This window comes from Myroides gitamensis (assembly GCF_029894455.1).
GTDB lineage: Bacteria > Bacteroidota > Bacteroidia > Flavobacteriales > Flavobacteriaceae > Flavobacterium > Flavobacterium odoratum.
This window is the reverse complement of sequence record NZ_JARYHN010000001.1, coordinates 404,465-427,085: the sequence shown is the minus strand read 5'-3', so window position 1 is coordinate 427,085 and position 22,621 is coordinate 404,465. Positions and strand designations below refer to the sequence as shown.

Here is a 22,621-nt window from a genome sequence, read left to right as displayed (position 1 = left end):
TTATCGGTTTGTCACATTTCTCATCTCCCATTTATCTCACCTATATTATATTGATTTTGGTGTTCGATGAATCTAAACTGCGTTCCGATTTCCCTTTTCTAATTCATTAATTTGTAAACAACAATTCACGGTATTTGGTCAATGTCCACAATTCATTATCCACCATCATTTCTAATTTATCACTGTGGTAACGGATAATATCGAAATAAGGTTTTACTACATGGCAGTACATTTTCGCTTGTTCTTCAATATCTTCAACGGCATTTGCAATTTTACGTTGATCTACCATTTCTGCTACTTTCGTATTAACTTGAGCAATGTGGAACGATATTTTCTTCAACATACGCATTTGTTCTTCTGCATATTCTCTGTATTCTTCTTCTCCGAAAATTTCCTTTAATCCTTTTACATTCTCAATAACCAAGTTTTGGTATTTAATAGCAGTAGGAATTACGTGGTTCTTAGCGATATCACCTAAAACACGTCCTTCAATTTGGATGCGTTTTACATATTCTTCTAACTCAATTTCGTAACGTGCCTCTACTTCCACTTTCGTCATTACTTGCATTTCTTCAAATACAGCAATCGACTCTGGATATACTTTAGCCTTTAATGCTTCTGGTGTAGTTTTATGGTTGCTTAATCCGCGTCTTGCCGCTTCTTCTTCCCATTCTTTACTGTATCCATCTCCTTCGAATAAAATACGCTCACTTTGTTTGATATATTCGCGTAATACGTTGAAAATAGCTTCGTCTTTTTTCAATCCATCTTGTTCCACCAAGCGATCTACTTCTATTTTAAATTCTTTCAATTGTTTTGCAACAATCGTATTTAAAACAGTCATTGGACCCGCGCAGTTTGCTGTTGATCCAACCGCTCTGAACTCCCATTTATTTCCTGTAAAGGCAAAAGGAGATGTTCTGTTACGATCCGTATTATCCAACAATACATCTGGAATTTTTCCTACTACATTTAATTTTAAATCTGTTTTTTCTTCTGGTGATAGTTTACCATCGGTTACCTCTTTCAGCTCTTCTAATACTTTAGTTAACTGTTGACCGATAAATACAGATACAATCGCAGGAGGTGCTTCATTTGCTCCTAAACGGTGATCATTACTCGCTGAGGCAATTGCTGAACGCAATAACTCTTCGTTGTCGTTTACCGCTTTAATTGTATTGATAAAGAACGTCAAGAACTGTAAGTTACTCTTTGGCGTTTTACTTGGGCTTAATAGGTTAATTCCTGTATCTGTCGCTAAAGACCAGTTGTTGTGTTTTCCTGATCCATTTACTCCTTTGAATGGTTTTTCGTGGAATAACACTTTGAAATGGTGTTTTTCCGCTACTTTTTTCATCACATCCATCAATAATGAGTTGTGATCCACTGCCAAGTTAATTTCCTCAAAAATAGGTGCTAACTCAAACTGATTTGGTGCAACCTCATTGTGTCTTGTTTTTACTGGAATTCCCAATAAGATACAGTGGTTTTCTAAATCGTGCATATAGTTTAATACACGTGTTGGAATAGAACCAAAATAATGGTCATCCAATTGTTGTCCTTTTGCAGCAGTGTGTCCTAATAAGGTTCTACCTGTTGTTAAGATATCTGGTCTTGATGCAGCTAAAGCAGCATCAACAAGGAAATATTCTTGCTCCCACCCTAAAGTTGGTGTTACTTTTTTTACGTTTTTATCGAAATAACGCGCTACTTCTGTTGCTGCATCATCAATTGCATTGATTGCCTTTAAAAGTGGCGTTTTATTATCTAAAGCTTCTCCTGTATATGAGATAAACACGGTTGGAATACACAAAGTAGAACCAAAGATAAATGCAGGTGATGTAGGATCCCAAGCAGTATATCCTCTTGCTTCAAATGTATTTCGGATTCCTCCGTTTGGAAAACTAGAAGCATCTGGTTCTTGTTGTACCAATTGCCCTCCGTTAAATTGTTCTACAGGATCTCCATCAAATTGTGTTTCGAAAAAAGCATCGTGCTTTTCTGCTGTTGTTCCTGTTAAAGGTTGGAACCAGTGTGTATAATGTGTCACTCCTTTAGAAAGTGCCCATTCTTTCATCCCTAATGCGATGTAATCCGCTAATCGACGGTCAATCTTAATGCCCAGTTGTGCATTTTTTACCGCCTGATAGGCTTCGGGTGTCAAAAATTGGCGCATCGATTTGTCATTAAAGACATGATCACCAAAAATTAATGATTTTCTACCCAGTTCTTCTACCTTCACAGCACTTCTTGAGGCTGCTTTTTCAATTGCTCGAAAACGAAATGTTGACATAATTACACTTTTTAAAGGGACACCCCCTATTTTGATGACACAAAAGTAATAAAAAACACAAAAAACAACACTATACCCCCTATTTTTTTTATGTGTTTTTTTATTTAACCAATCAACTCTTTTATAACGACATTTTTTTATTGATATAGGAGTCATTTTTCTATACCTCTATTTTCAATAGGAATATCCAACCTATCTCCTACTACAAAATAGGAATACTGTTCATTTCATTTGTCTCCTATATAATATATCTTTTCAATACTTACCAAGTAAGTACGGTCTTTACTACTTAAAGAAAAGGATTCAATCTTCACTAAGACTTCGATAGACTGAAACTTCTTCTGCTTTAAGCTTTGCTTATACTATAAAACGAGAAAGACATCCAAAAACATAAGGCTACAAAAAAAGCGATACTGAATCATCGGTATCGCTTTCCTTATTTTTTTATTACATTTTTTTAACTGGTGAGTTAGTCAAATTATACTTTAAAAGTAATTCATCATAACTCAACGGAGCTACATCCTTGGATTGAACCGCTGCGTTTCTCTGAATCGGATCCTTTCCTGCAACATAAACTACTCTAAAAATCATATCCGTCACATAACCCGGATTGTTTTTATCTCCTGGTATTCCATTAAACATACCTAAAGGAGCTGTTGCACGTGCTACAATTTCAAAATCATCTAATCCAAAATTATAGATATACTCTAATTCCTCATCTTTTTGTGTTGTAGTATTCTCTACAAAATAACGCATCGGTAAAGGCGACCATATTGGATCTCCATTCTTATCCGTTTTTTCTAACACATAAACAAAAACAGCATCTCCTAAGTATACCTTCGTTGGGTGTTTTACAATTTGACTTGCAATATTTGCATTTAAATTTTGATTAAAATTTAAATGATACTCAAATACATTTGCAATATCATTTCCTCCTGGAGGTCCCTGTGGTCCACGAGGTCCTTCACAGCTTACTGTAAACAAAGCTCCAAGTACTATAGTACATACTAATATCAATTTTTTCATAAGATTTTCTTTTTACCTTTTTCAAATGTATCGTTTAATTCATAATTAGAATCCCTTATTAAGACATTTTTAGCACTTTAAGTCACTATAAGCCTAACAAAATCTTCTTTTATATTTCTAAAACTAAGATTCTTTTAGCAAAGAAAAAAACAAATTCCTAAAAAACGTATTTAATCACTTCAATCCTGTAATTTTATAAGGTAATTATTTTAAACTAGAACGAACACCATGAGAAAACTCGCTTGTATTTGTTTTGCCTTTTTAGGTCTCTCTTCTTTTGCTCAACAACTAAAACCTACGGTAGAGATACAAGAGATTAAAAATAGCTTGCACTTGGCTCAAGATATTCAAAAACCATTTGCTACAGACTCCTTATATCAACTCACTCATTACAAAAATTTATATCGTTCTCCTGAAATGGGATTAACGAACCAATGGGGACTTTATTATAATGAAGAAAAGCAAGTAGCTGAAATGGTTATTCGTGGATCTGTTGACCGAGGTATTAGCTGGTTGGCTAATTACTACGCCGCTATGCTTCCTGCTAATGGAACCATTTACCTTACTCATGATCAACCTGTGGCCTATCAATTCTCAGCGGATGAAAAAGCCAGTGTTCACGCTGGATGGGCAATTGCATCGGTTTATTTATTACAAGACATGAAACCGAAAATAGATAGTTTATACCAAACCAATCACAAAGAAATCATCATATCAGGTCATAGTCAAGGAGGAGTAATTGCCTATTTAATTACTGCTCAACTGAAACAGTGGCAAAAACAAGATATCCTTCCTAAGGATATTCGTTTTAAAACCTACACCTTAGCAGCTCCTAAACCCGGAAATCTATATTTTGCTTACCAATATGAAAAGGAAATGAAGCAATGGAGCTACTCTGTAGTCAACACACAAGATTGGGTGCCCGAAGTACCCCCTACCACACAACGCTTTCAAGACTTCACTCCTATTAGTCCATTCAGCCAAGATAATATTGACAAAGCCATTAAAAAAATCAGTTGGCCGAAAAGATGGTTTGCCCGCGGTATTTATAATCGCGTCAACAATCCTACGAAGAAAAGCGTAAAACGCTACGCCAAATTACTCGGCCCGTTTTTATTCAAACAAATCCAAAAAACATTACCTGAGTTACGAGAACCTGTATATCGTCAAGAAAGCAATTACAATCGTTGTGGGAACCCTATTGTCTTAGATGGTTTGCAAAATGAAGCTTATCAAAAGAAATTCAATAATCCAGATAATACAATGTCTCATCATTTACCGAATGCTTACTTGTACTTGTTGGAAGAATAACTTTCTTGTTTTTTGTGAAGTTGTAGGGTTTATCGATTAAAGAAGATTGTTATGTAAAAGAGTTATCGGTTATGAGGGGGTGAGGTTTGCTCTTTGTGAGGTTTGTTCTTTGTGAAGTCGCTTTTTTGCTTTTTGTGAAATCGTAGGTCTTATCGATTAAAGAGGATTGTTACATAAAAGAGTTATCGGTTATGAGGGGGTGAGGTTTGCTCTTTGTGAGGTTTGCTCTTTGTGATATTTATCGATTAAAGAAGAATCTATCATCATCTCGTAATCTGCCCCCAGTATGTCTCCCCGACGAAGGAGGGGTCGCATCTGTCACTCAACACTAGTTATTTCCCGTTCAGTAATAGGTGAGCGCTGGATGCGACCCTTCCTGCGTCAGGGAGACATACTATTCGTGAGCGCGATCGGACTGGTAATTCCTTATAAAAAAAAAATAAACCTTCTATCACAGCGAATCTTTCAACTTCACAAAAATGAAAGATAAAAAAACGCAAGAAATCACACATAATTCCTAAAAATTATCACAAAAAACGACTTTACTGAAAAAAAAATTTAATTTAAAATTCATACAGTTTACACAATGATAATTAAATATTAACGCTAAATAAAAACTGCGTTCCTTATACTTCTTGGTAAAAAACCAAACTTCCTTCAGTAATTTAACAGACAAAAACTACAATATTACTAATTTTAGATTTGGAAACTTGAGAAATTCTAACTAAACTAGCATTGAAATTGCATTTACCCCATAAATGTGATTTTAACCAACAAACAACACGAGCTAACCTTATGAAACTTGAATTATTTGAAGAAGTACAAAGTACGCTGCAGCACTTTGTACGGCATTTTTCTAAAATTGCCCCCTGCGGGAATTTAAATTCCCTTGCTTTTCAACATTATCACTTTAATAATTTTAAAGCAATGACCTCTACCTTATTTGAAGCCCTATTGCATATCAACTATGCACAACTTCAAAAAAGTGAAGACAAAATAACGTACAACACTCCTTTTTCTCTTACACTTAATGAATCCTTAGGACTTATCAGGGAAATTGAATTCACCAGAATTAAACAAGACAAACGAGAAAAAATACTAGCAGCAGTTCGTCAAGAAATTAAGGATAAGTTTAGTCATCAACTGGCTAATACGTACACCAATATCCACTTCAACTGCCTAGATCGAACCAAACAAATGTGCTCCCTAGTTGGAACCATTCACATCTCAACAAATAGGGAATTTACAGTTAACCTATTTTACCTCAAAATTGAAACCCAACTGGAAGATCTCCTTTTAGATTTTAATTTTTATCTCAAAGACAAAAACAAACATCAAACCATCTATCACAACTTATTACAAACAGAAACTGCCGATGATCTAAAACTACTTTCCCTACTACAAAACCACAATTTATCACTAGAAGAGTTTCACAACAACTTCCTATACTTTTATGGGGATACTTTGACTAACTATCAAAGAAAAGAACGTTTCTTAAAATCACTTGAATTACTCCTTTTCTCTCAAAATTCGATGGAAGAGATTAAACAAACATGTGAAGAAACAAGATCTCCGTATAGTTTAAATCAGTTTTTTAGTAATCCTAGAAGTCCTAGAGCTAATGCAGTTATCCGATATAATGTTAGTTAACAGTTGACAGTTGACGATAAATAATTAATAGTTTGCAGTTGGTCATTTACTATGACCAACCGCAAATTATTTTTTACCATATACTCCTGTTGCACAACCAAAGAAATACGATTGATACGTCGTTTCTAAACCTGTTGATTGAAAGATAGTCTCAACTTCTTTTGCATTTTTAAATCGATGGGTATATTCCCAAAGCATTTTATATTCTCTTACCCCACCGAATAACATTTTTCCCAATAAAGGAATGATTGTACTGAGATAAAAAGAATATAATAATTTCAAAATAATATTAGTAGGTTCAGAAACCTCAATGAATGAAAACTGCCCTCCTGGTTTCAAGATTCTTTTTACTTGTTGAGCTAAAATTTCTACCTGCTCTGGATTTAAAGTCTTTAATCCAAAAGCACAAGTTACACCATCATAGAAATCAGAAGGTAAATCATTATGTAATACATTTTGCAATGTTACTTCAACTTGTGCATTAAATTTCTTTTTATTTTTATTTTGAGCATAAGTCAACATACCCTCGGAAAAATCTAAAGCTGTGAGTTTAGCCATAGGAAACACTTGATGAATAGCGCCCCAAGTTTCTCCCATTCCTGTCATTAGATCAATAATCTTAACTGGAGCAGTTGATGAAATTTTCATAGGACGTAAAAACTGCTTTCTCCAACGAAGAGAAAAACCAAAAGAGGATAAATAATTTACTCTTTCATATGAACTACTCATTCGATTAAAAAGACCTTTAATATAGGCTTCACTATAAATACTTTCTTTCATTTTATTCTTGTTAAAAAAAACAGTGCTAAATAACAAAAATAAAAAGGTTTTCTTACTAAATTCTATTGTAAACTGATAAACAGTGAGTAAACGAATAACATTTTATACTAAACTAAAAAAAAACAGTATCTTTGTATTGAAATGTATCACCTCTTTTAACTATTAATTCAAGTTAATGAAGAAATATTTATCCATAGTATTACTCTCGTTATCCGTACTTGTTACAGCGAATCCGATCATTAGTTGGAATTGCAATGACATGAGTACGGCTATGGCTGGTTGTATGGAGATGGAGGAAGATGTGATGCCTTGTTGTGCTACGGATGGCATGGACAGCCACAGTAATATGGCTGATATGATTTGCTGTTCGCCTATGGCGCGTATTCATACCGTTCAGGCTGACTTGCAAATTGAACAAACGGCAGCAACACCTAAAAACAAAGAAAAAAGAGCTGTAATTCAAGTAAAATGGTTTAATTCCAACTACTTGACCGATTTACAATCGGTTGATCTTACCGCTTCTTATACTACTCCTATTGCTGGTGATGGATTTAAATTTACTTCCGTCGACCGGCTTTCCTACATTTGTCTTTATCGTATATGATACCGCTACATCTTAGTTAGCCACCATACTCTATGAGGGTTCTTCCTCTTTTTGAGCTAACTCAGATGATTTTCCATTATTTTTTCGAAACCCAATTTCTGTTTAGTTCACGCTAAAAACAGACCGCACAACTGATTTATTTTCAATCATTTGTACGTGCTTTTTTTATATCTTTAACTAAAAAGATTGCTCAATTCGCATGAAAGATATCAATTCATGCGAAGCCCTTGGTGTTTCCTCTAGCGTATTATTAACACTTTAAAGAAATCTATATGCTTAATAAAATCATTAAGTATTTCCTACATAATCGATTAATTACGATGTTAATCTTAATTATCGTTATCGTATGGGGATTAATCACAGCCCCATTTAATTGGCATCAAAACCTATTGCCAAGTGATCCCGTTCCTGTAGATGCTATTCCTGATATTGGTGAAAACCAGCAGATTGTAGCTACAGAATGGATGGGACGTTCACCCAAAGACATTCAAGAACAAATCACATACCCTCTAACGACTTCCTTATTAGGAGTTCCAGGAGTAAAAACCATTCGAAGCAGTTCGATGTTTGGTATGTCTTTTATCTACATCATTTTTGAAGAAGATGTAGAGTTCTACTGGAGTCGTTCTCGTATTTTAGAAAAATTAAACTCTCTACCAGCAGGAACACTTCCAGAAGGAGCTATTCCTACATTAGGACCTGATGCTACGGCCTTAGGTCAAGTATTCTGGTATACCTTAGAAGGTCGAAATCCTCAAACGGGAGAGCCTACTGGGGGTTGGGATCCTGACGAATTGCGTACCATCCAAGATTTTTACACGAAATACAGTTTAGCAGCAGCTGAGGGAGTATCTGAAGTAGCTTCTATTGGAGGCTATGTCAAAGAGTATCAAGTAGAAGTTAAACCCGATGCGATGCGCGCGTATAATGTATCTATTATGGATATCATGGGTGCGATTCAAAAGAGCAACTTGGATATTGGTGCTGAAACCATTGAAATTAATAAGGCGGAATACCTGGTTCGCGGTTTGGGTTACATCAAGAGTATCAAAGACCTGGAAGATGCTGTTATCACCGTACGAAATAATGTTCCGGTCAAAATAAAAGACGTTGCCTTTGTCAACTTAGGTCCTGCTACCCGAAGAGGTGGTTTGGACAAAGAAGGGATTGAAGCAGTTGGTGGCGTTGTTGTTGCTCGTTATGGCGCAAACCCAATGCAGGTTATTGACAACGTAAAGGGTAAAATCAAAGAGATGGAAGCAGGTCTTCCACAGAAAACACTTGCTGATGGAACAATTTCCAAAGTAACTGTCGTTCCTTTTTACGATCGTTCTGGTTTAATCAAAGAGACCATTGGTACATTGGAAACGGCTTTAGCACATGAAATATTAATCTGTATTATTGTCGTTATTGTTCTTGTCATCAATCTTAGGGCTTCGGTCATTATTTCTAGTATTCTACCGATTGGTGTATTGGCAACCTTCATTATCATGAAATACATGGGAATTGAAGCTAATATTGTAGCCTTATCTGGAATTGCCATTGCCATTGGAGTTATGGTCGATGTCGGCGTCGTCTTTGTGGAGAGTATTATCCGGCACATGGAAGAAGAGCGAGAACGCGGGGTAGAAAGTCGAGGACAAGCATTTATCAACTTGATTATCAAAGCGGTTTCTGAGGTTTCTAGTGCTTTGTCTACAGCCATGCTAACGACCATCATCAGTTTCTTGCCTGTTTTTGCGATGGAGGCACAAGAAGGGAAGCTCTTTAAACCTTTAGCCTATACTAAAACATTTGCCTTAGTTTCTGCTTTTTTACTGGGTATTATCATTTTACCTACCCTAGCCTATTACATCTATTCCATAAAAACAGACAAGGCTAAAGTGCGTAGAATTGCCAACTATATCTTGTGTATATTAGGTATTGCTTTGTGGATTTACACCGGTGTATTCACGGCATTTGCTCTAACTTTAATTGGAATTAACAACCTTTATACTCCAACTTGGCGCAATGAAAAAACGGCAAATTATGTCAATGTTGCTATTACATTATTTATTGCTGTTTACTATCTCGCTATTGAATGGTTGCCTTTAGGAACGCAAGCCAGCACAGGGCTTAACTTTGTTTTTGTTGTTTTAGCTATTGGCGTTATCCTAGGGGTATTGTGGTTGCTGGTAATTTATTATGAACAAATCTTGCGATGGGCCTTAGCCAATCGTTGGAAATTCATGACTATTCCAATTATTACGGTTGTTTTTGGTATGTTGGTTTGGCTAGGCTTCAATACGTCTTTTGGTTTTGTTGCCAAAGGATTTGAAACTGTAGGATGGAAATCATTTAGAGAAACCACCTTTTGGCAGAAATCTTCCGCTGCTTTTCCAGGTATTGGAGAAGAATTTATGCCGAGTTTAAACGAAGGATCTTTCTTATTGATGCCAACGAGTATGCCGCATACGGGAATTGAACAAAACTTGGCTTTTATTCAAACCTTAGATAAACGCATTCAAAATATTCCTGAAGTAGAACTAACCATTGGAAAATGGGGACGTGTAAACTCAGCCCTTGACCCTGCTCCTACGCAGATGTTTGAGAATACCATCAATTATAAACCAGAATATTTCCTGGATGAAGATGGACATCGAGAGCGCTTTAAAGTGGCCAAAAATGGCGAATTCGAATTATTGGATGGCTCAACCTATGCAGTAGCAAATGGTTACCGTCAAATTCCAAGGGATAGTTTAATTCCAGATAAAAAAGGTAAATTCTTTAGACAATGGCGTCCAGAAATTAAAAATGCAGAGGATATTTGGCAACAAATTGTCAATGTTTCTCACCTTCCGGGGTTAACCTCAGCACCGAAGCTTCAACCGATTGAAGCGCGTTTGGTGATGCTGTCAACGGGAATGCGTGCCCCTATGGGATTAAAAGTTTCGGGTCCTGATTTGGAATCGATTGAAGAGGGAGGAAAAGCCTTAGAAACGGCTCTGAAAGACATCCCTTCTATCATGTCGTCTACGGTATTCTACGACCGTGCAGTTGGAGCTCCGTATGTTGAAATTCACCTGAATCGAAACAATATGGCGCGCTATGGAATTACCGTTGCGGATTTGCAAGAAGTACTAGGAGCTGCCGTTGGAGGCATGCAGCTGACAACAACTGTTGAAGGCCGTGAACGCTTCCCTGTTCGCTTGCGTTATCCAAGAGAATTAAGAGATAGCCCTGATGCTTTAGGTAAACTATTAATTCCAACGGCTACCGGAGTGCAAATTCCGCTTAGTGATGTTGCTGATATTACCTATGCCAAAGGATCACAGATGATTCAAAGTGAGAATACCTTCTTATTGGGGTATGTTATTTTTGATAAGATTAGTGGAAAAGCAGAAGTAGATGTGGTACGTGAAGCGGATCAAATTTTAAAAACAAAGTTGGAATCGGGTGAACTAACGTTACCTAAAGGGGTGACCTATACGTTTGCTGGGAATTACGAGCAGCAAGAACGCGCTTCACAACGCTTACTTTTTGTTGTTCCGATGAGTTTATTGGCAATTTTATTGATTTTATATTTCCAATTTAAAACCATCACTGCTTCTTTGATTCACTTCTCTGGTGTATTTGTTGCTTTTGCAGGTGGATTTATCTTGTTGTGGTTATATGGACAACCGTGGTTTATGAATTTCTCTATTGGAGATATGAATATGCGAGATCTATTCCAAATGCACAGCATCAACTTAAGTATTGCTGTCTGGGTCGGATTTATTGCCTTATTTGGATTAGCTACCAATGATGGTGTATTGATGGGAACTTATATACACGATACATTTGAAGCTAGAGATCCAAAAACTAAACACGATATCCGAGAGGCTGTTGTTTATGCTGGACTAAAACGTGTTCGTCCTGCAGCCATGACAACCGCTACGGCCTTAATTGCACTGCTTCCTGTTATGACTTCAACCGGTAAAGGAGCTGAGATTATGATCCCGATGGCAATTCCAACCTTTGGAGGAATGCTCATCCAATCCATGACCATGTTTGTTGTTCCTGTATTCCAATGCTGGTGGAGAGAATGGGCCATTAAAAAAGAACAAAAATCAAATGAAAAAATCGTCGAAAATGAATAAGATATATGCTATACTTCTTGTTGTCATGGGGCTATTTGCACCAATGACAACGATGTGGGCACAAGAAAGCAAGGTAGATTCGTTGGCCTACTATACCCAATTGGCACTAGAGAACAATCCTGGGCTGAAATCGCAGCGATTGGCCTATGAAGCTTTTTTAGAAAAAGTTCCACAAGCTGGTGCATTTGAGGATCCGGAACTATCGATGGGTTTCTATACTAAACCCATGGATATTGTAGGAGGAAGACAAATTGGAGATATTACTTTAATGCAGATGCTCCCGTGGTTTGGCACAAAAAAATCAGCCAAAAAGGAAGCCAATCACATGGCTAGTATGCAGATGCAACAATATAGAGAAGCTAGAGAAATGGTTATTTTACAAGTGCATACCCAATGGTATGTACTACAAAAGCTACAGCAGCAAGTAAACAATGCCAAACAAAACAAGGATCTCTTGGAGCAATTGGAACAATTAGCGATTAAGAAATTCTCCTCTCCTTCTGGAGCTAGTGCTTCTAACAGCATGGCTTCAAGTACTCCAGCAGCATCCACTACAACGAATACCAGTGGTGGCATGGGAGGCATGAATATGGGAGGTGGTGCAACGGCAACGGCTAATACACCTACTTCTACTCCTTCATCCTCTAGCAGTAGCGCTATGGGTGGTATGAGCGGTGGTGGTAGTGGTTCTGGAATGTCCGATGTATTGCGCATCCGATTGGAAACCATTGAAATTGAAAATACCATCGAAAGTTTACAAGCACAAATCAAAGCTGAAAAGGTAAAATTCAATGCCTTACTTGACCAAGAAATCCAAGCAGCAGTTACTGTACCGCATGCCATTGAGAAAGTGCCTTTTTTCCTCACGGATGAAGAAGCACAAACCATGATTGAGTCCAATAACCCCATGTTAGCCATGCTAACAGAAGAAGGTTTGGCGTATCAGGCAAAATCGGCCATGGATAAAAAAATGAGCTATCCTATGGTCGGATTGGGTGTCCAATACATGATTATTGGTAAAACGAATGACCCTATGCTGGCCATGGGTGATATGAATGGAAAAGATATGATCATGCCCATGGTAACGGTGTCTCTTCCTATATTTAGAAAAAAATACAGAGCCCAACAAGAAGAAGGAAAAAAATGGTGGAAGTCTAGTGAGGAGAAGTACAAAGACACGTACAATACTTTGCTTGCTTCGTATTACAGCTTTAAAAATCAAGTGGAAGATACAGAACGCACCATTGTTTTATTAGAAAAGCAAACCACCTTAGCAGAAACGACGTTTAACCTAATCGTCAAGGAGTTTGTAACAGGAAAGAGCGATTTAACGAATGTGATTCAAGTTCAACGCCAATTATTGGACTATCAGCTTAAAAAAGCAGAAGCCATTGCCAATTACAATACGCTTGTAGCCTCAATTGAAAATATCACGGCTACTCCTAACGATTTATAATACAGAAACCATGAGTAAATTAAACGATATATTTAAAAATAATGCAGTAAAATACGGAGCTATTTTACTAGTTGGACTTCTTTTGGGCTGGTTGGTTTTTGGAGGATCAGCTACGCATGAACACAATGGAGAACCTGCACCTACAGAAGAGGCTGCAGTCGTTTGGACTTGTTCCATGCACCCTCAAATCAAAATGGACAAACCAGGAAAGTGTCCTTTATGTGCGATGGATTTAATTCCACTGAAATCTTCAGGTGGCGGAGATGATGCCATTGATGATGACGCCATCCAAATGTCAAAAGAAGCCGTTGCTTTAGCGAATATTCAGACTACAGTGGTAGGTCGTCAAGATGCAATCAAAGACCTACAGCTCTATGGAACCATTCAGGTAGACGAACGTTTACAGCAATCCCAAACGTCACACGTCAATGGGCGTATCGAGAAATTATTTATCAATTTCACTGGCGAATCTGTTAAACAAGGGCAGCTTATTGCAACCATCTATTCACCTGATTTATTAAATGCACAACAAGAGTTGTTAGAAGCGAAGAAATTAACAGATTTCCAACCGCTATTACTCGATGCAGCCAAAGAGAAATTGAGGTTGTGGAAAATGTCTGATGCTCAAATCAACAAAGTTCTTTCAACAGGCAAAGTTTCGCCTTATGTGAGTATAACAGCAAATACGAGTGGGATTGTAACAGCAAAAAACGTCAATCAAGGGGATTACATCAATCAGGGATCAGTCTTGTATAGTATTTCGAACATGACCAAGCTTTGGGCCGTTTTTGAGGCGTATGAAGCGGATTTACCTTTCTTAAAAGAGGGAGATGTATTGGAATATACCCTTCAAAGTATACCTGGAAAAGTATACCGTGGCAAGATTTCCTTCATCAATCCTATTATTGATGCAACTTCTCGTACAGCCAAAATTCGAGTGGAAACAGACAATAAGGATCAAGCGCTAAAACCAGAGATGTATGCTACAGCAACGGTTCAAGCACCAATTCGAGAGCACAACAATCAATTGGTTATTCCGAAATCAGCTGTATTGTGGACGGGAAAACGCTCTGTTATTTACGTGAAACAACCTGATACTAATACACCTGCTTTCAAAATGAGAGAAATTGTTTTAGGGCCTTCTTTAGGGGATAATTACGTGGTCACTTCAGGCTTACAAGATGGAGAAGAAATTGTAACTAGAGGGGTATTTACTGTTGATTCTAGTGCGCAATTGGAAGGAAAACCAAGCATGATGAACAACAATACACCTACTATTACGCAGGCAGAAAATGAAGGACATGCGATGTTTACAGTTTCTGGTAATTGTGATATGTGTAAAGCGCGAATTGAAAAAGCGGCGAAAAGCGTAGCTGGTGTAGTAAGTGCAACCTGGAGTTCCAAAGACCAAATGCTACATGTGAACTTTGATAAAACCAAAGCAGATCAACGCAAAGTAAGTCAAGCCATTGCTGCTGCTGGTCATGATACTGAATTGGATAAGGCATCAGACAAAGCCTACGATGCACTACCTTCTTGTTGTTTGTATAGCAGAGATCAAGCGAAACCGAAGCAACAAGAACAGATGAAACACGATCAACATCAAGCAACGCCTACGAAACCAATGGCAAAAGATGGTCATCAAGGACACGCCATGCTGAAGGTGAAAGGAAACTGTGTCATGTGTAAAGAGCGTATTGAAACCGCAGCTAAAAGTGTAGCAGGCGTTTCTACGGCTACTTGGGATGTAAATGCAAAAGTATTACACCTCAACTTTGACAAGGCTAAAACCGATGAAAAAAAGGTAAGTAAAGTCATTGCAGCGGCAGGTCATGATACTGCTTTTGACAAAGCACAGGACAAAACTTACAACAGTTTACACGGTTGTTGTCAGTATGACCGCTAATTTAGCTTAGAAACCAAGGGGAATCGCTAAAAAGAAAAGGATTCAATTTTCTAATTTCCAATCAGTTATTTTATTATTTTCATTTTTATGCGATTATCCTTGGTGTTTCTATAAAAAATAGAATATATTTGCACCATCAAAATGAGAAAGTATCAGTACTATTTCTTTTTGATGGTCTTTAAATCATTCATGATTTAATGGTCCAGTAGCTCAGCTGGATAGAGCAACTGCCTTCTAAGCAGTAGGTCTCAGGTTCGAATCCTGACTGGATCACAAAAAAGCTTTCGAAAAATCGAAGGCTTTTTTTATTTATTTAAAGGAAGCTTAAGTCTAGGCTTTCGGATTACCAAGTCCGTTTTCTTCTTTCGTACTTCTCAGAAAAATCAAACGGTCTTTAAAAATCAGATATTCTACCTGCATAGGAATCTCTACCGAATGTAAGAAAGCATTATTGACAGCTGATAGGTTAGATTGAATATGATGTAAACCTCCTGATAATCTAATCCACCCCTCTTGCGTTGCAGCACTTCTATGTCGTACTTCCGTCAGATACCACTCTGCGGCAGTACCCCGAAAAACCTGTACTGCTACTGATGCATCTCTTTTATTTCTAAGTGCCTGTATTTGGGATAGATTCATCAATAGATATATACTAAATAGTAAAAGGATCGTCGAGCCAAAAATGGCACACATATAACCAAACATGTCCCAACTTGCACTCCCCTCTTGATATTCAACTAATCTCAAAGTTCCAAGAATGATAAGAAAAATAATCCCTGCAAGTAATGCAAATTCCCCTACCCCTTTCCATTGCCTACGAGATACGATTCGCCAATCTTCTGCAGTTGCCTGTCGGTCCTTCATGCCTTGATCTTGATTAGGGTAAATAGCTCCAGCAATCTTCCCATTCGGTAATAAGTAGAGTTCTATCGCTTCATTGGTTTTAGCAACAACCTCCTTAAATTGAATCCCTCGAAATGTTCCAAATCCTGGAACAATTAATGTACTTTCGAAAGCTTGTCCATCGATGATATACCTTACGCGTTTTCTAGGCAACGACTGTATACGTTCCAATTGTCCTTTAATCACTGAAAAATTCCCTTTATCCAGCGTATTATCTAACGATTTCATCCATTTATAATGATAGCAGGCAAAGTAGCTACATAGCGCAAAAAAAAAGAATAAGATAAGCCCTAAAGCCAATTGAAAACCTATGTTTTGCCCCATAAAAGCATTAATAGCAACGAGGAGTACAACCAAAGAGAAGCAAGCCGCAACACCTGAGATAGAAAAGTAAATTTTATGATACCTCCTGTGCTCTTGCAATATCCTGTGAATTAACGGCGGTAAGATGGAGGAGGTTTTTTGATTCATGCAGTTACTTTATCTTTTGTTGTAAAGTTAATTTGTTATTTCTGATAAAACAATGCAGTCAAGTTGTCCAATTACAAATCCAGGCTTCACTCTTTGATGCAAAATTAGAACTTGGTTATTCTCTTTTTATTTTCTGCAAAAACAAAGATCAAATAAATGGAAATAAAAGAACGCTATGAAAGAAAGAAAGAAAAACTACCTATCTTGTTAAGAATTAAAGGTTTATTTCTTTAACATTTTAACTTCTTATATCTTTAAAAATAATCAATTTTAAACGATATAACAATGAAAAAATTACTAGTAGGGTTAGCCTTAGCACTTTCTTTTGGTTCATTAGCCAACACCAAAGAAAACAATAAAAACGAACAAGTTGTAGAAGTACAAAATTGTTATCAGATAGAAATATACTCGGTTGAATTTTTTCAAGGGATAAAGCTTGGTTCCATGAAAATTGGAACCCATCGCAATCTCTGTACGAGTTCAGAAGCGTGGGCGTGGTATAATGAAATAATAGCCTCTTATGATGGTGTAGGTGGATATAACCCGTTGACCAAAAACCGAAGTTCGAATCCAAATTCCTTTGATGCCTGAGCTATTAGCAAAAAATCAATGTCATGATTTGGGATTCAGTGTTGTAACAAAGCCATTACCTTCAGAGATCATGTAAAAGAAAAGAAAAACTTTCTTTCTATAAAAGCACCAAGCTACTAAGTAAAATTAGTAGCTTTTTTTTTAAGCAACCTATTGTTTATTCTTCTATCATCTCTTACTTTCATTAAATGCTCTCTTCTTTCAAGACAGTAAGCATCGAATAAATTCGCAACCAAACTCGTGATATTAAAAACAAAGCATCACAAAACAACTCTTGCCTACATCTATCTTATATTAGTTAATTATAACTACATTTGCAGTTAATATAAAACAAATTTAACTTAAATTACAAAAAACAATGAGATCTTTTATTTCTATAATCAAAAAGCATATCCTACTCATTTTAATACTTTCGCTCCTAATATCCTGCAGTAACGATGACAATACATATCTTAATGAATACCAAGATAATAACTTACACAAGACAGAACTTAAGTTGAAGCAAATGATAGACAAACAACTTGTAAAAACTCCCACAGGTAGTGAAACAAAATATCAAACAAGTAATACTACGTTCTACTATGGCTCAAATGGATATATAGAAAAAACGATAAAAACACATGATTACATGCCAGACATTGAGTACGGTTTTTATGAATATGAAGGCAATAATTTAATATCTAGGTCCTATTACATGGGTGATTTCTTGTTTTACAAAGAGGATTTTTTCTATGAAAATGATAGGCTAAGTAAATCAACTTACATTTTTCCAAAAATTGGCATTCCTTATACCACTTACTATAAATACAATGAAAATAAGGATTTAATTGGTACTGAATTCTACAAGAGTAATGAATCTATGCCTTATCAAACTGTTACCTTACATTATAATTCAGCTAAAAATATCATCACTGCCTCTAATATCTATAATGATGGTTATAAAGAAACATTAACTTACTGGTTGGACAATAAAAACAATATTAGTAAATATTCACTACCTGAGAATTATTTAAAGAAATTTATTGGAGGAACAGAAAATATTAAAAGCTTCGACAATAGTGATTACCATTATGAATATAATAAGTATAGCTACCCTATAAAATTAGAAAATGCTTTAGGTATACAATACTATGAATATTACCAACCCTAAAAGTAGTAGTTCCATCAAATAATTCTCTTGGTAATACCCGTCAGGTTTACTTGTTCAAAGAATATCTCTCATTTTATCTCTTACAAAAAAATGAATACAACAGTATATCACTGTTTGCTATACATTAGGTATAAAAGAAAGAAAAACCACCTATCTTGTTAAAAATCAGTATTTTATTTTTTTAACATTTTAACTTCTTCTATCTTTAAAAGAACCAATTTTAAACGATATAACAATGAAAAAATTACTAGTAGGGCTAGCCTTAGCACTTTCTTTTGGTTCATTTGGCAACACAGGAGAAATAGACAAACAAGAAGAGCAACGATTAGAAAGAATCAACTGTTACGAAATACAAATTTATGCAGTAACATTGAACCAAGGGGTTGAAGTAAATTCTACACGAATTGGAATACATCATAAAAGCTGTACAGATAGCGAATCTCGTATTTGGTATCAAGAGGTTGTATCCTCGTATGACGGGATGTTCCATTACGATCGTCAAACACAAACAGGGATATTAGTACAAATACCTTTAATGCCTCATCAAATGCCTGATGATGTTTGTGGAATATACACAACTATGCCCGTTACTCCTAAATAATATACAAATAGGGTGTCTTTTTGGGGCACCCTATTTTTTTTACAAAATATATTCGCTTCTTTTTCGCAACTGAGTTAGAATATCAATTCCAAACAAATCTATTCTTCCTTAATTGCATAGCAAGCTAGATATAGCCCATGACAAACAAGTAGAGCTAAACCGGTTAAGAGCAATAAATCTACAGGAATTAAATTAGTAGCTGCAGAAATAATAAAGGTTAACATCAACTGCAAAGACCCCAACAAAGCAGATGCAGATCCGCTATTTTCATGGAAAGGTTCTAAGGCTAATTTAGTTGTTGCTGGGAATAAAACACCCAAGGTAAAAATAATAAAAAACAAAGGAACTAAAAGCCATTCAATGGGTTGTTGCATCATACATAACCCGAGGAAAATTATACTACAAAAGAGTCCCAGTATCGTGGTGTATAAAATAATCTGACGAATGGACCACCAACGGGTAAAGGCACTCGATACCCAAGCCCCTACCATCAATCCAACTGCATTAAAAGCAAAGATATAGCTAAATGTAGCAGAGGATAATTGACCATATTCCATGATCAAATAAGGTGCATTGGCCAGGTAAATCATCAATATACTGTAAGTTACACTTCCAATTAAGGTATATTTCAAGAAGATTTTCACTCGTAATACCGCTCTAAAATCTTGAATTAAATTGCGCTTTTGTACAGGAGCTATTGTCTTGACTTTCGTTTCTGGTAAGAAAAACACAACCAAAAGCAACGAAATAATACCAAGTGCTAAGAGGGTAATAAACGTAGATTGCCATGTAAAATGCGACACTAAAAAGTTTCCTGCAACGGGTCCAATAATTGGAGCAACACCAGCAATAATAGCTAAAAGTGAAAATACACGCATGGTATCATCTTGTTCGAAATACTCATTGACAATTGCCCTCGCGATTACCACACCTGCACAACCCGCAAAAGCTTGGAAAAAACGAGCAATCCAAAACTGTTCAATATTCACGGAATAAATACAAGCAATAGTCGCGGCTATAAAAAGCAACAAAGAGGCAATCGTGGGCCATTTACGTCCATACTTATCTGAAATAATTCCCCAGAATAATTGACCAACAGCAAACCCTGCTAAAAACGTTGAAATAGAAAATTGAACTGCCTTTAAATCGGTTTGATAGTATTGTGAGATTTTTAAAAATCCTGGTAAATACAAATCAATACTAAAAGGCTCTAATGCAGATAATAGGGCCAAAATAAAGACCACAATAAACTGCTGTTTCTTTAACTTACTCATACTCTTTTTCTAAAAGTGCAAAAATACGTCGAGGTTAAAGAGTAAAACTTATCCTAATAGGACTTATCCTTGGACTTTTTTCACCTGGGCTCTAAAATTTTTGGGAGTTTGATTTGTAAGTTTCTTAAAAAAACGATTGAAATAGGAGACGTCAGAAAAATTCAATGTATCAGCTATCGTTTGAATATTCTCTTCGCTATAGCCTACTAATCGCTTTGCTTCCAGTGCTAAACGTTCTTGTAGCTGTTGTTTTAATGTCTTCCCAATAGCCTGATATAAAATTTCATTCATTCGCTTGACAGAGAGCGCAACTTGATCCGCATAAAACTCGTTTTTTCGCTGCGTAATATAATGTTCTTCTATGAGTTGCAATAATTTATGCATGCGTTCATCTAACACAATATGCTTTTCTGCTATTAGGGGTAAATCTTGTAAATGAACAATATACAATTGTAAATATTGCTCCAAAACGACAGGTCGTTGATGCGTATTGAATTCAATTTCAATCAACAAATGCAGATACTCTAAGCGTAAACTTTCTTCAGCAGTAACCTCGAATTTCAACTGGTTATGCCCTGTAAAAAATTGCTGTTTGGCTTCTTTAAACAAGACACTGTGAAAGTAATGTTTATCAATAGCTAAGCAATAACCTCTACTGAAACGCGGATCAAAATGGTGAACCTGACCTGGATAAATAATCCAAATTTCTTGGGGTTTAATCGGATAAGATATAAAATCTATTTCGTGTTCTTGAGGGGAATCGACAGATACAAACCAATAGATTTGATAAAAGTCGTACTGATAATGTCCCTCAAATTCAAACAGATCAATACTCTCTTCGATTTTGTAAAATTCAATGGGTATATTCTTATCACTTTGCTGAACTTGAACAACTTTTGCTTTTGTCTTCATGAGTACTTTAGATGAGTTCATCTTGCAGTATTTGATTTTCACTTCCTGCAGTTTGTCTACTAAATAAAAACAAAGATAAAGTTTAAAAAAATAAAATGCTTTTATTAAATCAATGCTATTAGACTTTCTATCTTTCCTTATTTCTCTACTATTATCCTAAAAACAAGTTTAACAACAAGTACAGAAAAACCTCCTAAATAGTTAACAATCAGACTTATTTTAATAAAAATACGTATTTATTCTTAAATTAGGGTAACCAATTTTTAATTTATACGATTATGAAAAATTTATTTTTAGTATTGACTTTACTCTTGTCTTTTAGTGCTTTTGCACAGTATGATAAACCAGCACCAAAACCTGATATATCAGGCTGGTTTCGATATGAGTTCTATACTTGTGACAGTAATGGCCACCGAATTACAGATCATAGGAATCCAAAGTACAAGAAATTTACAGCAGAAATATACCAAACCATTTATGGCACACCACCTACGGGTATTTTATATACTATTGTTCAACAAGTTTCAGATCAAATCTGCCAATATGGAGAACTTTCACGTTTTTATCCTAATGTAAGAATACTTGATATTGAATACTCTTCTTATATTGGTATTGGAGACCCAATAACACCAGGTCGAGTAATAATTAAACCTATAAAATAATAAAAAAGGCTCGTTTTCACGAGCCTTTTTTATTATTTTACAATTGAGTCATTGTTACTAATTGAGCATGAGGTACTTTAAAGTGCTGCATACCATCACTAAAAATATAATGATTGACTTGTTGTTTATCTGTATAATCTAACGCAATTAATTTTTTATCTCTACTTACAGATTCTACTTTTCCATTGCGTTCTTCTTTATACGAAACCATAAACCTTTTTCCAACTAATTCGCAAATGCTAGTGGTATCTAGCTCAAAAATCTCATTTGAGGTCATATTTTTAAATTTTAAATGATATTCTTGTAAGATACTAAAAATTAAGCAGATAAACTAATTTAACTACGGTAGGCAGACAGTTTAAACTTCTCAAATGAACCTTATTATCGAATGAAATCACGTTTTCTTATAATTTTGTCGACCAATTATCTTTCATCCTTATATTCAATACATAAAAAAACTATCTTTATTTTCTAATTGTTAGCATCGATGAACATATCTTCTTTCAACTTAAAAACAATAGAACTAAAGAGTTTTATTCCGGCAAAGGATTTTCAAACTTCTCTAGCTTTTTACACCGCTTTGGGTTTCGAAATTTTGTGGCAAGATGAACAACTATGTCTATTTGCACTAGGACAGACCAAATTCTTTTTACAGAATTTTTATACCAAAGAGTGGGCAGAAAACACCATGCTCCATTTGCAGGTAGAAAATGCAGATGCTTGGCATAGCCACATAAAAGAATTAAATCTACACCATACCTTTACTTTCACTCTGACAGATCCTGAAGATCGAGCATGGAAAATGCGTGATTTTGTTCTCATTGACCCTTCTGGGGTACTTTGGAGAATTGCACATAACATCTAAGGGTATTATTTTTTTATTCCACGCTTTACTTATTTCTACTAACCCAAT

The 22,621-nt window shown here is 35.9% G+C and carries 18 protein-coding genes and 1 tRNA gene; 12 read left to right on the top strand and 7 right to left on the bottom strand.

What is annotated here, in order from left to right:
* Positions 1–106: 106 nt before the first annotated feature.
* Together M2306_RS01990 and M2306_RS01985 are read right to left on the bottom strand one after the other, a co-directional pair.
* Entirely contained in the window at positions 107–2,293 is a 2,187-nt protein-coding gene (locus M2306_RS01990) for a glutamine synthetase III family protein (protein WP_115090972.1), read from the bottom strand.
* A 447-nt stretch (positions 2,294–2,740) separates the two neighbouring features.
* The gene (locus tag M2306_RS01985) at positions 2,741–3,319 is read right to left on the bottom strand and encodes a hypothetical protein (protein WP_115090974.1); all 579 of its coding nucleotides are present in this window, start codon (positions 3,317–3,319) and stop codon (positions 2,741–2,743) included.
* Positions 3,320–3,547: 228 nt separating this feature from the next.
* Between M2306_RS01985 and M2306_RS01980 the strand changes: the two genes are divergently transcribed.
* Together M2306_RS01980 and M2306_RS01975 are read left to right on the top strand one after the other, a co-directional pair.
* Positions 3,548–4,630, top strand: coding sequence for a lipase family protein (locus M2306_RS01980; protein WP_259189038.1), 1,083 nt, complete (start codon positions 3,548–3,550; stop codon positions 4,628–4,630).
* A gap of 795 nt (positions 4,631–5,425) precedes the next feature.
* Entirely contained in the window at positions 5,426–6,280 is an 855-nt protein-coding gene (locus M2306_RS01975) for a hypothetical protein (protein WP_259189039.1), read from the top strand.
* 66 nt (positions 6,281–6,346) lie between these two features.
* Here the strand turns inward: M2306_RS01975 and M2306_RS01970 are convergent, their stop codons facing one another.
* Positions 6,347–7,060 carry a class I SAM-dependent methyltransferase gene (locus tag M2306_RS01970; protein WP_259189040.1) on the bottom strand — a complete coding sequence of 238 codons (714 nt, stop codon included), beginning with the start codon at positions 7,058–7,060 and terminating at the stop codon, positions 6,347–6,349.
* Positions 7,061–7,235: 175 nt separating this feature from the next.
* Between M2306_RS01970 and M2306_RS01965 the strand changes: the two genes are divergently transcribed.
* From M2306_RS01965 to M2306_RS01945, 5 genes are all read left to right on the top strand, one after another.
* Positions 7,236–7,664, top strand: a complete 429-nt coding sequence (locus tag M2306_RS01965) for a hypothetical protein (protein WP_002986216.1) — start codon at positions 7,236–7,238, stop codon at positions 7,662–7,664.
* Between the two features lie 272 nt (positions 7,665–7,936).
* Positions 7,937–11,782, top strand: coding sequence for an efflux RND transporter permease subunit (locus tag M2306_RS01960; protein WP_259189041.1), 3,846 nt, complete (start codon positions 7,937–7,939; stop codon positions 11,780–11,782).
* Positions 11,775–13,238, top strand: a complete 1,464-nt coding sequence (locus tag M2306_RS01955) for a TolC family protein (protein ID WP_259189042.1) — start codon at positions 11,775–11,777, stop codon at positions 13,236–13,238. The genes M2306_RS01960 and M2306_RS01955 overlap by 8 nt, the downstream gene beginning before the upstream one ends.
* Positions 13,239–13,248: 10 nt before the next feature.
* Positions 13,249–15,144, top strand: coding sequence for an efflux RND transporter periplasmic adaptor subunit (locus M2306_RS01950; RefSeq protein WP_259189043.1), 1,896 nt, complete (start codon positions 13,249–13,251; stop codon positions 15,142–15,144).
* A 199-nt stretch (positions 15,145–15,343) separates the two neighbouring features.
* A tRNA-Arg gene (locus tag M2306_RS01945) sits at positions 15,344–15,417 on the top strand.
* Between the two features lie 57 nt (positions 15,418–15,474).
* Here M2306_RS01945 and M2306_RS01940 read toward each other — a convergent pair.
* The gene (locus M2306_RS01940) at positions 15,475–16,518 is read right to left on the bottom strand and encodes a hypothetical protein (protein WP_259189044.1); all 1,044 of its coding nucleotides are present in this window, start codon (positions 16,516–16,518) and stop codon (positions 15,475–15,477) included.
* Positions 16,519–16,803: 285 nt separating this feature from the next.
* On the opposite strand from M2306_RS01940, the gene M2306_RS01935 reads away from it, so the two are divergent.
* From M2306_RS01935 to M2306_RS01925, 3 genes are all read left to right on the top strand, one after another.
* Positions 16,804–17,109, top strand: coding sequence for a hypothetical protein (locus tag M2306_RS01935; protein WP_498882738.1), 306 nt, complete (start codon positions 16,804–16,806; stop codon positions 17,107–17,109).
* A gap of 628 nt (positions 17,110–17,737) precedes the next feature.
* On the top strand, positions 17,738–18,259 hold the full coding sequence (locus tag M2306_RS01930; RefSeq protein WP_259189045.1) for a hypothetical protein: 522 nt from the start codon (positions 17,738–17,740) through the stop codon (positions 18,257–18,259).
* Positions 18,260–18,494: 235 nt separating this feature from the next.
* Complete coding sequence (locus tag M2306_RS01925) at positions 18,495–18,860, top strand: hypothetical protein (protein ID WP_259189046.1); 366 nt, start codon at positions 18,495–18,497, stop codon at positions 18,858–18,860.
* Between the two features lie 98 nt (positions 18,861–18,958).
* Here the strand turns inward: M2306_RS01925 and M2306_RS01920 are convergent, their stop codons facing one another.
* Positions 18,959–20,134 (bottom strand): multidrug effflux MFS transporter, encoded by a 1,176-nt coding sequence (locus tag M2306_RS01920; RefSeq protein ID WP_259189047.1) that lies wholly within the window; start codon positions 20,132–20,134, stop codon positions 18,959–18,961.
* Positions 20,135–20,197: 63 nt separating this feature from the next.
* Complete coding sequence (locus M2306_RS01915) at positions 20,198–21,067, bottom strand: helix-turn-helix domain-containing protein (RefSeq protein ID WP_259189048.1); 870 nt, start codon at positions 21,065–21,067, stop codon at positions 20,198–20,200.
* Positions 21,068–21,324: 257 nt separating this feature from the next.
* Here M2306_RS01915 and M2306_RS01910 point away from each other — a divergent pair, with 257 nt between their 5' ends.
* The gene (locus M2306_RS01910; protein ID WP_259189049.1) at positions 21,325–21,708 is read left to right on the top strand and encodes a hypothetical protein; all 384 of its coding nucleotides are present in this window, start codon (positions 21,325–21,327) and stop codon (positions 21,706–21,708) included.
* Between the two features lie 37 nt (positions 21,709–21,745).
* On the opposite strand, the gene M2306_RS01905 is transcribed toward M2306_RS01910, so the two are convergent.
* Positions 21,746–21,985, bottom strand: a complete 240-nt coding sequence (locus M2306_RS01905) for a hypothetical protein (RefSeq protein ID WP_002986538.1) — start codon at positions 21,983–21,985, stop codon at positions 21,746–21,748.
* Positions 21,986–22,195: 210 nt separating this feature from the next.
* Between M2306_RS01905 and M2306_RS01900 the strand changes: the two genes are divergently transcribed.
* Positions 22,196–22,573: a VOC family protein gene (locus M2306_RS01900; RefSeq protein WP_115091002.1), complete on the top strand. Its 378-nt coding sequence runs from the start codon at positions 22,196–22,198 to the stop codon at positions 22,571–22,573.
* Positions 22,574–22,621: the final 48 nt, after the last annotated feature.